The organism is Halobacillus andaensis, from assembly GCF_014636475.1.
GTDB lineage: Bacteria > Bacillota > Bacilli > Bacillales > Halobacillaceae > Halobacillus_A > Halobacillus_A andaensis.
In genome coordinates this window covers 733,156-746,392 of record NZ_BMEL01000002.1, presented here as the reverse complement: position 1 = coordinate 746,392, position 13,237 = coordinate 733,156, and the positions used below count along the sequence as shown (strand labels likewise).

The following is a 13,237-nucleotide window of genomic DNA, read 5'->3' as shown; positions in this document are numbered from 1 at the left end:
TACCTTCTATTGAACGATGAGGGTTCAACAATGAGTATAATGTTATGGGGAGGAGGCATGAAATTCCACATCACAGGAGTTTCATGCCTAATTTGTTTAAAATTAATTTATCGAGCATTAAGATCTCGGTAGTAACATCTTGATATGTTCAATTACTCTTTCTTGATCCTCTACACTCATGTTAGATCCACTTGGTAAGCAAAGACCATATTCAAACAAATAATCCGAGACACTATTCTCTTCCTCATGAGAATAATATTTCACTCCCTCGAATAGAGGTTGAAGATGCATAGGTTTCCATACAGGACGCGCTTCTATATTATTTTCATTTAATTTTTCTACGATTTGATGGCGTGATACTCCTGTAATTTGTGGATCAATAGTTAGTGCAGTTAACCACCGATTTGATATGGAGCCCTCTAACTCAGGTTGAAAATTCATACCAGGTACATCATTAAAAGCCTCATAATACCTTGCAAATATCGAACGACGCTGGGAAACTCTCTCATCTAGTACTTCCATCTGGCCACGTCCAATACCAGCCACTATATTACTCATACGGTAATTATATCCACTCTCAGAATGTTGATAATGAACTGCTTGATCTCTCGCCTGTGTGGCTAAGAACCTAGCATCTTTTAACGCTTCTTCATCATTAGAGACAAGGGCCCCTCCCCCTGAAGTAGTAATGATTTTATTTCCATTAAAAGAAAACACTCCAAATCGTCCGAATGTTCCACTTTTCTTACCTTTGTATGAACTTCCTAATGATTCTGCTGCATCTTCTATTACAGGAACATCATAGCTGTTACAAATGGATACAAGTTCATCTATTTTTGCACTCTGGCCATATAAATTTACAATTATGACTGCCTTTGGTAGGTTGCCTTCTTCTTCAGCTTCAGTAAGCGCAGTTTTAAGGGCCTGAGGCGACATATTCCAAGTATCCAGTTCTGAATCGATGAATACAGGATTTGCACCTTGGTATAAAATTGGGTTTGCACTAGCAACAAATGTTAGTGAGGAGCAAAATACAGTATCTTTTTCCCTAACATTCAATAACCTTAATGCTAAATGGATAGCTGCAGTACCTGAGTTTACTACTGCAGCGTCCTCAATAGAATTATATTCTGCTAAATCTTTTTCCAACCCGTTTACATTATTGCCAAGTGGAGCAATCCAGTTTAAATCAAATGCTTCTTGTATGTATTTTTGTTCATTTCCACTCATATGTGGTGAGGATAAATATATACGCTTCATTATTATTCAGCCCTTCTTGCTAAAAACCAAGGATTTCTTAGGTTTTCTTTATTATAAACTAAAGGTGTATCGTCATTTGCTATATCTACCTTTCCTCCAGACAGTTCAACGATCGCTTGGCCTGCCCCAGTATCCCACTCCATAGTAGGAGCATAACGAGGATAAAAATCAGCCTTTCCTTCTGCCACTAGACAAAGTTTTAATGAACTTCCTGCTGAAATTGTTTCAACTTTCTCATACTTATTCTCTAAGTTTTCTATAAACGCTTTTGTCTCTTCAGACATATGAGATCGACTTGCCACTACTTTAGCAACTTTGGTATTAGGTGGTTCTATAGGTAATAATTCTGCATTTAATGAATAATCATCAGTGGAATTAGTGAGTACTGAAGAAACTTTATATGCGCCTTTACCTTCTTCAGCAACATACAAATTATCAAGTGCCGGAGCGTAGACTACTCCTTTTATAGGCTTTCCATCTCTAATTAGGGCAATATTGACTGTAAATTCACCGTTCTTCTTAATAAACTCTTTCGTACCATCAATCGGATCCACTAACCAGAACTCTTTCCATTGCTTTCGCTCTGCATAGGATAAATGTTTACCTTCTTCACTTAAAATCGGAATACCAGGATAATGGTCTTCGAGTGATTTCTTAATTACTTCATGAGATCGTTGATCCGCAATGGTTAACGGGGATTCATCTTCCTTATACTCGACTTCAAAATCTGTTTCGTAAATTTTCATAATTTCTTTTCCTGCTTCGATAGCTGCTTGAATAATTGGCTGCATGTTATTCCTCCTAGTAAAAATCGCCAGCTCACAGAAAGCTGACGACTATTATCGTTAAATGTATTGGTTATCTTTCAAGTAAGATACGACTCTATCGACAGACTCCTCTAGAGTTAACTTATCTGTTTCCACAACAATTTCGGCCTGCGCAGGTTCTTCATATGGATCATCAATACCTGTGAAACCTTTAATTTCTCCAGCACGAGCCTTCTTATATAACCCTTTAGGATCACGGTTTTCTGCTTCTTCTAAGGAACATTTTGTGTAAACTTCGATGAATTCTCCGTCTTCAAAAAGTTCACGTGCTTGGTCGCGGTCTTCTTGATAGGGAGAAATAAAAGCAGTAAGAGTAAGTACACCTGCATCGTTCATTAGTTTAGCTACTTCACCAATACGACGGATGTTTTCGGTCCGATCTTCAGCACTAAATCCTAAATTTTTATTTAACCCCTGTCTTACATTGTCTCCATCCAGACGGTAAGAGTGAATACCTAATTCAAATAAAGCTTTTTCCACTTCCACAGATAGAGTAGACTTCCCTGAACCTGACAGTCCGGTAAACCATAGGACAGGGCTTTGGTGATTTTTCTGCTTCTGACGATCTTGTTTTGTTACTTTTGAATCGTGCCACGTTAAATTTGATGCACTCATAATTATTTCCTCCTATACAAATTGATAATAAATGATAAATACTGAAGTGACCATGACAAGTAGGGTTAAAGGTAATCCAACTTTTATATAATCTTTAAATCGATACCCCCCAGGACCATAAACAATGAGATTTGTTTGATATCCTATTGGCGATAAGAAGCTAGCTGATGCAGCAATAGCTACTAAAATCGCTATGCCCATGGGATCGATTCCTGAATCTATGGCTACCTCGTATGCGATGGGAAACATGATGACAGCAGCTGCATTGTTCGTAATAAACTCAGTAAATAGATTCGTTAAACAATAAATAACGATTAGAATAGTAATAACCCCGAGAGGAGCCAATCCATTAACTAACTGTGTTGCAATCCACTTAGCCGTACCGGTTTGTATGATTACATTTCCTATTCCTAATGCACTGGCAATTAAGAGTAATACTTGAAACTGAACAGATTGTTTAGCCTGCTTAGGAGTTATCATTTTTGTTAATAGCATGATTCCAGCCGTGATGACCATAGCTTTAAAAATCGAAAGTACTTGGAATGTCACTAAAGCGATCATACTCATTAACAAAATAAGAGCAAACCAGCCCTTTGATTCGTTTTCATAAAATTTCTGATGTTGTACGGGAGAGATAACGTAAAAATCTTTTTGCTCTTGAGATTTCTCTTCGAACTCTTCACCAGTAACGACGAGCATTAAATCTCCTGCTTTTGGAACAATGTCCCCTATTTTCCCTTCCACTCTCTCATCGTTACGATGGACAGCCATCACAGCAGCATCATACCTTTTTCGAAATCGGCTTTGTTTAATGGAGCGCCCCAGTAATGATGATTGATGGGATACTACGATTTCTTGAAGCTTGTTGCTGCCATTTTTCAAATCGTCTAGGGATAAATCTGTACCTGTATCTAATTGCAATCCTTTACGTTTTTGCAAATCGGCAATTGTTGAGATCATTCCAGTAAATATTAATCGATCCCCTACCTGAATCTTTGTTTTTCTTGTTACAGGGGAGATCTTACCTGAACTACGTATAATTTCTATAAGGTATAAACCTTTTAGATTGCGCAAGTCTGCTTCCCCTACTGTTCTATTTAAATAAGGAAAATCACCTGTAACGACCATTTCACTCAAATAATCTTTAGTGCTCTCGCTCACCTTGTCAATTAAACTTCGATGATTAGGTAAAACTTTTGGGCCAATAAAAATCAAGTAAAGTAAGCCAATAATAGTAATAGGTATGCCTACAACAGCTAATTGAAAAAATAAAAAGCCGTCCATTCCAAAATCCAGCATAAGACCATGGATCACTAGATTCGTAGAGGTCCCCATCAACGTAATCGTGCCTCCAAGAATTGATGCGTACGACAACGGTAAAAGATATTTAGAAGGAGCGACGTCGTTCTCTGAAGCCCATTTCCTCATAATAGGTGTTAAAGTTACTACAATTGGTGTGTTATTTAAGAATGCCGAAAAGCCTGAAACAGGGACAATCAATCTTGATAAAGCCCCTTTATGGGACTTTGCTCTTGCAAGAAAAGAAGAAATTAACCTCTCTACTAAGCCACTTCTTTCAAACACGCCCGCTACAATGAACAGTAATGCAACCGTCAGCATCCCTTGGTTAGAAAAACCGACGAGTGCTTCATCTGTTTCAATAAAACCTAGCAAAATGAATAAAAAAAGTGTAGAAAATACTAATAAATCAGGCCGGGCTACCTCAAAGAAAAGCCCGACCAACATAAGCAGTAAAGCGATGATCACTATGATCATTTCGTAGGTCATGCTAGATCATCCTTAGTTTTGTTTCATCCCTTTAATAAGTACATCGGCTACCTCAGGACGAGAGAATTCTTTTGGTGGACGCTCCCCATTACGAAGAAGTTCACGCACTTTAGTTCCGCTTAAGTGGACATGATGTTTTTTATCATGTGGACATGTCTTAGCAGAAGCCATGTTCTCACAAACTTCACAGTAGAACGCATGCTCAAACTTAAAGATACTGATACCTAACTCATCTTCGTATTCCGAGATTAGATCCTGCGCATCGTACGTACCATAGTAGTCACCTACACCAGCATGGTCACGGCCTACAATAAAGTGAGTACAGCCATAATTTCTGCGTACAATCGCATGAAGGATTGCTTCACGTGGACCAGCATACCGCATTGCTGCGGGGTAAATAACTAAACGCACACGGTCTTCAACATAGTAGTTTTTTAAAATCGTTTCATAGCTTTCCATACGTACATCCGCTGGAATATCATCAGATTTCGTTTCACCGACTAGCGGGTTAAGAAGTAAGCCATCTACAGCTTCCAATGCTGTTTTTTGAATATGTTCGTGAGCTCGGTGAACAGGGTTACGTGTTTGGAAACCAACAATGGTTTTCCAGCCAAGATCAGCAAACATTTGACGAGTTTCCGCAGGATCAAGGTAGTAATCTTCAAATCCACCATGATCTGGACGGTTTAATAGAGTGATTGGTCCACCTAAGTAAACATTGCCCTTTTCATATACTTTCTTCACACCAGGATGTGCTTCTTCTATAGTGCCGTATACATTTTGAGCTTCTACTTCTTTATCGTATGTATACTTTTCTTCAACTTTAATTGTTCCGTAAGTTACTCCGTCTTCGCCAACTAATGCTACTTCTTCACCAATACTAATTTCTTCGGCTTGATCTTCATTCACTGGTAGAGTAATAGGAATACTCCATACAGTACCATCTTTTAAGCGTAGTTCTTTTACTACTCTTTCATAATCTTCTTGGCCCATAAAACCTTTAAGAGGGCTAAATCCTCCTATACCTATAAGTTCTAAATCAGAGATAGCCCATTTATTAATAGTCAACTTTTTTAATTCATAAGATTCGTCTATCTTTGACTCCCTATCAATTCCTTTTAATTCTAAATTCACCAAATTAAAAAAAGTTTCTTTATTTAATGTATGATTAGTCATTGTCTGACACTCCATTTCTACAAAATATTACTTTCTATATGCAGGAAAAAAATTTGTAGTTAAATCATTTCCTTTTTTATAAGTTAGTTCTTTATAAACATCTGGTATGTGTATCTTCTTACCAATGTAAAATGGAATTGTTCCATCTTTAGCGAATCTAATTTTAAATTTAAATAGTGGATCTGAGTTACTTTCATAACCTCCGCCTAAATGAAAAAATTTAAACCCATTTTGTAAAAGAAATAAGCTAGTTTCATACAATAACAAGTCATTGGCAGCTACTTTTAAACCTTTAGATAACGTTCCTGAAAAATGATAATGTCCAGATGGATATGAAAGCATAACTATAGAAGATGATACTATACTTTCATCTAAGTAAGCATTAACTAATATCACATTTTCTTCTAAGTATTTAAAAGTATTATAGAAAAAACTAATATTAAAATAATAAGATTCTGGTGCATTCTGTTTTTTCATTGTATCAATGTAAATATTATAAAAATCTTCTATATCTTCAATAGATGGATTATCAATAAATTCAATTTTCACTCCATTTTTTTTTGCTTTTCTAATCATGTTACGTTTTTTAGAGTGTACATTTCCCCATATTGTCTCTTCATCAGACAAGTTCATCTTAACAGTATCACGAACGTAGTTTATATCATAACTATTAGAAAAATAATTAACGTTTTTTTCAAGTGGATGGAACCTTACAAATTCAGATACTATATTATTCTGGAGACAATACTCAGAAAAAGATTTATCGAATTCTTTAATTAGACTATCAGCATCAGTCTTTTCAATATGGCTACTTAAACTTTTAATTAAGGGGCCCGAATAACCGTACACAGTACTAATATCAAACATTCCGTTAGAGTCAGGAATTTCCCTTTTGAAAAAAGGATAAATAATTTGTAAGCTTCCACCCTTGTAAAACTCGGCAACACAGATTATATCCTTATCTTTAGTACTATTATAAATTTTCATATAATCCACGTTATAATAAATGTCTAAACCCTTCGTAATATAGCAAGGACCATCGTTACTTCCAATTTCATAAACTTTTAGAATAAGTACTCACCTCCAAATTACAAAAATCTATGTAAACGAGTATCTTTCACCTCTGTATAAATTCGATTTATTATATTATCTGGTAATTCTCTCTCCCATTCTTGAATATCTTTCTTACCCTTAAAAACACTATATACGTCTTCATGGTGTAGCGATTTTGACTTTCCAATAAAATCATTAGTCTGACTATTTTTCGTCAATGATGCAAACTCAAATAGATCATCAATAACGTTATTAGTATCTCTAACTAAATTCTCGTATCTAACCACTTTAAACTTCTTTGGATATTTTGATTCCATATAAAGAAACAAATTTGTGAGTTCCTTCCACTTATTGAACCCATACCATTCCTCAGGACGAAATAAGTTCTTACTCTCCCCAAAATACCATTGCTCTTCAAAGTCCCATTCTGGTAAAAATTCACGTGGTGCTTTTCGCCACGAATTCATTACTGCTGCAGGATTCCTTACAATACCAACTACTTTAGTATTTTCAAAATGTTTTAGAAATGAAGGGATCATGTAGTGGTACCGTACCATTTTCATTACTAAAGAATGTGGATTATAGTCTTTACTCTTAAATGAGGGATAAAAACCTGTTTTCTTCTTATCAGCTTGATCCAAAAAAACATCTTTTGTAACATATAATTCTTTAAAAAATTGATCAATTTCTCCTTTAGTACTATGAGGTAATACTCTATTCTTAAATTTATAAGAAAACAGAGGCTGAAATTTATACACTGTTTCTGGCGAACTATCGAATAACTGTCCTAACCAAGATGTTCCGGACCTAGGAGCTCCGTGAATTGAAATAATATTTTTCATTTACCTACTTCTCCTTCCTTTTGTCATCAAAATCTTCTTGCTCACCCATAGTTTGATTATTTGAAACCCCTTCCCTAAATAAAACTACTTTTATAGTTTTAAGAAGGATTTTAAAATCTAACAAAAAGGAATAGTTTTTGACATACCAAACATCATATTCGATACGCTTAGACCAAGGAATTGAGTGTCTTCCATTCACCTGGGCCCAACCAGTTACCCCTGGTTTCATACCTAATCTTTGTTTTTGGTAATTATCATACTTATGTAAATGGTTTGGTAACACTGGGCGAGGCCCAATTATACTCATGTCCCCTTTAAGAATATTTAAAAGTTGTGGTGTTTCATCTAAGCTTGTTTTTCTTAATAATACTCCTGGCCTAGTTACTTTTTGATTAATTTTTATCTGCTTATCATTATAACTTTCAGAATGATCCCCCGAAGTCATTGTTCTAAATTTAAATATAGAAAACTGCTTCCCATCATATCCAAGTCTTTGTTGTTTAAATAAGACTGGTCTTCCATCATCAACTAGGATTGCTATTGCTATAAGGAGAAAAAACGGACTCATTAAAAATAGACAGCCTAATGACATTAAAATATCAAATACTCTTTTAGCCTTCACAATACACGCTCCTTTAAACTCTTTCACTAAACTAGATACTAGTAAAAGGGTGAAACACTTATATAAATTAAATTCTATTTATAATTCAAAAGTATTTTTTCAACTTTTTCAGCTAATTTTTTTCGATCATATTGTTTTTCAGCAAGTTGTCTTGCCCTTCTTCCCATTTCTTTTAGCATCTCTTTTTCTTTCTTTAGGTCAATTAATAATTCCCCTAATTCACTTGGTTTCTCTGGATTTACGTAAAATCCAATTTGATTATCTTCAACTATATCTTTAGTCCATCCATTAGAATTTACAATAGTAGGCCTAGCTGCGGCTAAGGAATCAAAAAACTTATTAGGTGAATTAGTAGCTAAAATAGGTAAATTCTTAAATATAGTTAAAGTTATATCGCTTCCTTCCAGCACATTAGGCATATTTTCCTTGGATATTTTCCCCAAAAAAATCACATTATCTAATCTATGTTTGTTTACCATGCTCTCAAGTTTTGGTTTAGTTTTTCCATCTCCAGTCAAGACAAAACAGATATCTTCAACTCCTTTTTCTTTCAGATATTTTGCAGTTTTAATAATATAGTCTAGGCCGTTGGCAACGCCCATTGAACCTCCATGAGTAACTATTAAATTATACTTTTTCTTTAATGTTGACAACATAGGAACTGCTTTAGCATTTTTCTTACCAAACAAGTCAATATCCGAGCAGTTAGGTACTAAAGTGGTTTTATTTTTACTAATACCAGTATTTATAACTCCATCTTGCATTCCAGGAGATAATGCTACAATGTGTTCAGCATTTTTGTAAGTTGTGGTTTCTAAAATCTTTAATAACTTAATAATAATCTTATTTTTTATAGCGCCTACTTTAATAGGGACTTCCGGCCATAAATCCCTAACTTCAAATATATATGGGGTTTTATTAATTTTCTTAGTTATTAAAGCAGGTACAGCTACTGTTAAAGGAGTAGACGTAGCAAAAATAACATCATATTTTTTTGATTCTTTTAAACTTATGAAAGTAGAATTTATCATAAAAGACAAAAAAGATAATATTCTCTTCGGATAACTCATATAATTAGAATATTTTCCTTTGACCGCAATTACTTTCATACCATCTATATTATAAACTTTCGCATTTTTACTAAATTTTTCTACAGGATAATCGTAATTTATATCAGTGGTAAGTACAGTTACCTCATGACCTTTGTTAACTAGATGTCTTCCAAACTCGTAGGATCTTGTGCCACCAGCATCTCCTCTAGTTTTAAAATACTGATGTATATATAATATACGCATTTCTTGGCCTCCATAATTAATTTAGGTACGTCATTTCCAATATTGAATTTAAATAAAACTACTCAGAAAATCCCTTATTATTCTTCAATTGGTAAAACCTTGTATAAATTCATAGAAAAAACGGAAAAGAAAAATATAAACCTACTATCAAATAAGTCTCCCGAAAATTGACTTGTAATTAAGGAAAAAGTAAAAGCTAGTAATCCAAAACTGACAAGTGAAAAGCTTTGTAAAGATTTGTTTTTTTGTTGGAGAATAAATAATTTATTAAAATTAAATAAATTAGATATTATAAAAACAGATAATATAATTAACCCTAATATCCCAAATTCTGCAGCTATCTCTAAAATTAGATTATGGGGATATATATCCCATTTACTATAAAAAGGGAATGAGTTTGTACCCTCGCCCAAAAAAGGATTTTCATAAAATATATTAATGGCTTCACTATACATATCTCTTCTCGCACCTATAGAATTTCCGCCTTCTACGTCATTAAATAAGTGTTTGATCCTACTTTCATAAAAGAAAGTAATTTGACTAGAAAAAATATAGAACAATAGGGGAGGAGTAATTAATATTAAAAATAGTAATTTGATATTGATAACTATCCTTCGACTAAGAAACAAGAGCAATAAACCTAGTAAAAAAGCCACAAACATAGCTAAGTAAACTCCTCGTGAACCTGAGAAAATTATCGCGATACAGAATAAAGCGAGAACAGCAAGGAAGATCACTTTAAGATAAAGTTTTAAATTTTTCTTTATTGAGTAAAATATCACCAGTCCAGATAACAGACCTGTAAACATAAACCTCCCAAAAACGTTAGGTCCTCCGCCCAAGACAGAGATCCTTGCTTCATTTACACCACTATTAATGATGTTGAGTGATAATATTTTTGGAAGAGCAATAATTAATAAAATAAAGGATATAATAAAAAAACCTAATACTAGATTTTCAAAATTATACTTATTACTCAGATTAATTGTTGCTAATAAGCAGGTTACTACAATTATTGAAAATTCAAGTACTTTTTGTACACCTTCATACGGCACTGGAGAGTTTATTACTCCAATCAAGAGCATTAAAAAGAAAGTGATATAATATTTCTCTGAGTAAGTAATGTTTATACTATTCATTTTTTTTGATTTGTTAATAATCGTTAGTAAAACACAAAAAGATAAAATACATAAGGTGATACTATATTCTTGGTGAATTTCTATTCCTATTCTTTCAAAAGAGCTCTTCCCTGAGAATAATACAAAAGGTAAGTAAATACAGGGGTCTAAAAATCGCTTCATCATATCCATTTATCCTTTAAATTTTTAACCAATGGTCTAAGTTTTTATTTAGTAATTTTGAAGTTTTCATGGTTGAGTCCCTATAATGATTTAACAATTCTTTTTTTACTCTTTTATCGACTTTTATATTTTCATTTTTTTTATTAAGTTTTCTGTACATTTCACCTAATCTAATCTTTCTGATTAGTAGGATAACCCATGGTGCGTTGCGCTTCATAAATTTGTATAGAGTTACTCTGATTTTTTCTAATTTATAGTATTTAGGTACTATACCAATACTAACTTCTTTGTTAGTGGTTGCTGCTACATAATTACTTTTAACCTCCAAAAAATTATATAAATCTTCCAAGACAGTTTGTGGTTCTCTATCTATATCGTCTTTAAGAATAATATGTATATTGCTTTCTCCAAAAATTTCAATATAATTCATTAATTGATTGTAATACTCACCTTTCTCCAACAACTCTGGGTATAATTTAATAGCTCTTTGGTAATTTTCTATATTAATATTACTAATATTTAGATTCTCCCCTTTATCCTCATTTCTGTAAATATGTTTATAATGAGAGATAAACCTTTCAATAGGGTTTCTTAATGATATTACAATTTTAACTTCACCTAGTGAGTTATAAATTCTTTCTGGTGCAAACTCATCATCTAGATAGGAGGTGGAAAACTCTCCTACAGCCTTATAATTCTCAGAACCCTTGAAGTTTTTTTCAATGTACCAATTATAACCATTCTTGTAGTGCCTTGAAAAATAATGGATTTCTTTAATTTGGCTTATGAATATCTCGGGATGGTACCTCAAACATTCAGAAATCCATGTGGTTGCACACTTCATACCACCTACACCTATAAAATTAGGACCTGACATCAACTATACCTCGCTTTGTTATTAATTTGTTTTATTTTTTTAAATTTTGAAAACATCCACAAAACAGTATCCTTATTAATTAAATAAGAAATTATTAAATATAAAAATAGTTGTAATATTAATAATATACATAAGTAGAGAAGATCGGATTGGAAACTCCAGTAAACACTTAATAGATATTCTTTAAAAGTAAAATAAAATATATACGTTATGGTTGTTGCTAATAAAGGTTTATAAAATGAAATTATTACCTGCTTAAAGTCTATCTCTAAGGTTTTAACTATTTTAACAAATAGGCGAGTTTCAAATAAGATTGTATTAATTAATATCCCTACAGAAACTGCGATGATTCCCCATTGAGAAGTGAAAACAATAATAGGTACTAACAAAATCGTTGAATATAGTTTATTACTGAGATCTATTTCTGGACTCCCAAGTCCTTGGTAAATTCTACTGATGACATGACCGAAGGAAGCTACACCACCAGTTGCTACAAGTACTTCTAGTACATGCACTGTTGGAATCCATTTCTCCCCATAAACACCTAGTATAAATTCATTTGATGTAAAAACAAATCCAAAACATATTGGTAGGATCAAAAATAGAAATTTACTTAAAATGTTTAAAAAAAATTGGGATACCTTATACAAGTTATCTTGATTCCTAGCTACTTCTGGAAAGACAACTTTTGATATCGACCCTCCAATGTAAAACTTTGTTAGCATCCCCCACTGGAATGCAATTGTGTACAGACCCAAACTATAGCTACCTAGTAATTTTCCAATAATTAAATAATCTATATGATTACGAGTGAATTCCACTACCCTAATCCCTAATACTTTTGAGCCAAAGGGAATTATTTCTTTAATTAATCTATAATCAGGATAGCTCAGAAAGTTGTTTATTCCGAAATATTTCAATAATATTACTGAATGAACAGCAGGCTTAATAACTAACCTAGCACTTATAGCGTAGAAAATCATATTATAATATAGCAGTATAAATGTTAAAGTAACTGCAATTGCTTCAGATAATAACTCTGTTATTGTATATTGTCGAAATTTCCTTTCTCGCATAAGTAGACCTTTATAAGTAACTCCTAACGCCCCTAAAAATATACCCAAAACAGAAAAATTTAGAATAGTTCTAATACCTTCCATATCATAAAATTGGGCTATTATAGGCGCCAACCCTAATATAATAATACTCAAAATAACTGAAAGAGTTATGTTCAAGTAAAAGGTCGTTGAGATTAATTTATTCGAGATTTCTTTTTTTTGTATTATAACTGCGTTTAACCCTGCCTCTTGAACAATATATATAAAAAGTATTATCGTTGATGTGATTCCTATTACTCCGAAATATTCTGGGGATAGAATTCTTGCTAAAGCAATATTCGTAATTTGTGCAATTACTTGAACTAGTATTGTGCCGCCGGTCATCCAAGCAGCATTTTTAAAAAAACTCATATTACCCGACCTTTTACCTTTGCATTTTCTTTATGCTGTTTGTAGTACTACAATATATTAATTTAAGACATTCTATCGGTCTATTATTATTTTATTAAGCGATTATAATCAC

General features: G+C 33.2%; 12 protein-coding genes. All 12 read right to left on the bottom strand.

Annotation, left to right across the window (positions count from 1 at the left end):
- Positions 1–117 precede the first annotated feature (117 nt).
- The 12 genes from IEV27_RS11090 to IEV27_RS11035 all read right to left on the bottom strand — a co-directional run bounded on the left by IEV27_RS11090 (position 118) and on the right by IEV27_RS11035 (position 13,125).
- On the bottom strand, positions 118–1,260 hold the full coding sequence (locus IEV27_RS11090; RefSeq protein WP_245345372.1) for a DegT/DnrJ/EryC1/StrS family aminotransferase: 1,143 nt from the start codon (positions 1,258–1,260) through the stop codon (positions 118–120).
- A 2-nt stretch (positions 1,261–1,262) separates the two neighbouring features.
- Positions 1,263–2,051, bottom strand: coding sequence for a 3'(2'),5'-bisphosphate nucleotidase CysQ (cysQ, locus tag IEV27_RS11085; RefSeq protein ID WP_188377520.1), 789 nt, complete (start codon positions 2,049–2,051; stop codon positions 1,263–1,265).
- Between the two features lie 54 nt (positions 2,052–2,105).
- The gene (gene cysC / locus IEV27_RS11080) at positions 2,106–2,705 is read right to left on the bottom strand and encodes an adenylyl-sulfate kinase (RefSeq protein WP_188377596.1); all 600 of its coding nucleotides are present in this window, start codon (positions 2,703–2,705) and stop codon (positions 2,106–2,108) included.
- A 9-nt stretch (positions 2,706–2,714) separates the two neighbouring features.
- Positions 2,715–4,490, bottom strand: a complete 1,776-nt coding sequence (locus tag IEV27_RS11075) for an SLC13 family permease (RefSeq protein ID WP_188377519.1) — start codon at positions 4,488–4,490, stop codon at positions 2,715–2,717.
- A 12-nt stretch (positions 4,491–4,502) separates the two neighbouring features.
- Positions 4,503–5,681 (bottom strand): sulfate adenylyltransferase, encoded by a 1,179-nt coding sequence (sat, locus tag IEV27_RS11070; RefSeq protein WP_188377518.1) that lies wholly within the window; start codon positions 5,679–5,681, stop codon positions 4,503–4,505.
- Between the two features lie 12 nt (positions 5,682–5,693).
- Positions 5,694–6,653 carry a GNAT family N-acetyltransferase gene (locus tag IEV27_RS11065; protein WP_188377517.1) on the bottom strand — a complete coding sequence of 320 codons (960 nt, stop codon included), beginning with the start codon at positions 6,651–6,653 and terminating at the stop codon, positions 5,694–5,696.
- 101 nt (positions 6,654–6,754) lie between these two features.
- The gene (locus IEV27_RS11060; RefSeq protein WP_188377516.1) at positions 6,755–7,561 is read right to left on the bottom strand and encodes a sulfotransferase; all 807 of its coding nucleotides are present in this window, start codon (positions 7,559–7,561) and stop codon (positions 6,755–6,757) included.
- Between the two features lie 4 nt (positions 7,562–7,565).
- Positions 7,566–8,183: a sugar transferase gene (locus tag IEV27_RS11055; protein WP_188377515.1), complete on the bottom strand. Its 618-nt coding sequence runs from the start codon at positions 8,181–8,183 to the stop codon at positions 7,566–7,568.
- Positions 8,184–8,257: 74 nt separating this feature from the next.
- Positions 8,258–9,478, bottom strand: coding sequence for a glycosyltransferase family 4 protein (locus IEV27_RS11050; RefSeq protein WP_188377514.1), 1,221 nt, complete (start codon positions 9,476–9,478; stop codon positions 8,258–8,260).
- A gap of 77 nt (positions 9,479–9,555) precedes the next feature.
- On the bottom strand, positions 9,556–10,782 hold the full coding sequence (locus tag IEV27_RS11045; protein WP_188377513.1) for an O-antigen ligase family protein: 1,227 nt from the start codon (positions 10,780–10,782) through the stop codon (positions 9,556–9,558).
- Between the two features lie 13 nt (positions 10,783–10,795).
- Positions 10,796–11,656, bottom strand: a complete 861-nt coding sequence (locus IEV27_RS11040) for a sulfotransferase domain-containing protein (RefSeq protein ID WP_188377512.1) — start codon at positions 11,654–11,656, stop codon at positions 10,796–10,798.
- Positions 11,656–13,125 carry a lipopolysaccharide biosynthesis protein gene (locus IEV27_RS11035; protein ID WP_188377511.1) on the bottom strand — a complete coding sequence of 490 codons (1,470 nt, stop codon included), beginning with the start codon at positions 13,123–13,125 and terminating at the stop codon, positions 11,656–11,658. Before IEV27_RS11035 ends, IEV27_RS11040 begins: the two co-directional genes overlap by 1 nt.
- Positions 13,126–13,237 lie beyond the last annotated feature (112 nt).

Bases quoted from the DNA above. Each gene is read 5' to 3' on its own strand.
- IEV27_RS11090 (WP_245345372.1), bottom strand. From the start codon at position 1,260: ATGAAGCGTATATATTTATCCTCACCACATATGAGTGGAAATGAACAA.
- cysQ (WP_188377520.1), bottom strand. From the start codon at position 2,051: ATGCAGCCAATTATTCAAGCAGCTATCGAAGCAGGAAAAGAAATTATG.
- IEV27_RS11075 (WP_188377519.1), bottom strand. From the start codon at position 4,490: ATGACCTACGAAATGATCATAGTGATCATCGCTTTACTGCTTATGTTG.
- sat (WP_188377518.1), bottom strand. From the start codon at position 5,681: ATGGAGTGTCAGACAATGACTAATCATACATTAAATAAAGAAACTTTT.
- IEV27_RS11065 (WP_188377517.1), bottom strand. From the start codon at position 6,653: ATGAAAATTTATAATAGTACTAAAGATAAGGATATAATCTGTGTTGCC.
- IEV27_RS11060 (WP_188377516.1), bottom strand. From the start codon at position 7,561: ATGAAAAATATTATTTCAATTCACGGAGCTCCTAGGTCCGGAACATCT.
- IEV27_RS11050 (WP_188377514.1), bottom strand. From the start codon at position 9,478: ATGCGTATATTATATATACATCAGTATTTTAAAACTAGAGGAGATGCT.
- IEV27_RS11045 (WP_188377513.1), bottom strand. From the start codon at position 10,782: ATGATGAAGCGATTTTTAGACCCCTGTATTTACTTACCTTTTGTATTA.
- IEV27_RS11040 (WP_188377512.1), bottom strand. From the start codon at position 11,656: ATGTCAGGTCCTAATTTTATAGGTGTAGGTGGTATGAAGTGTGCAACC.
- IEV27_RS11035 (WP_188377511.1), bottom strand. From the start codon at position 13,125: ATGAGTTTTTTTAAAAATGCTGCTTGGATGACCGGCGGCACAATACTA.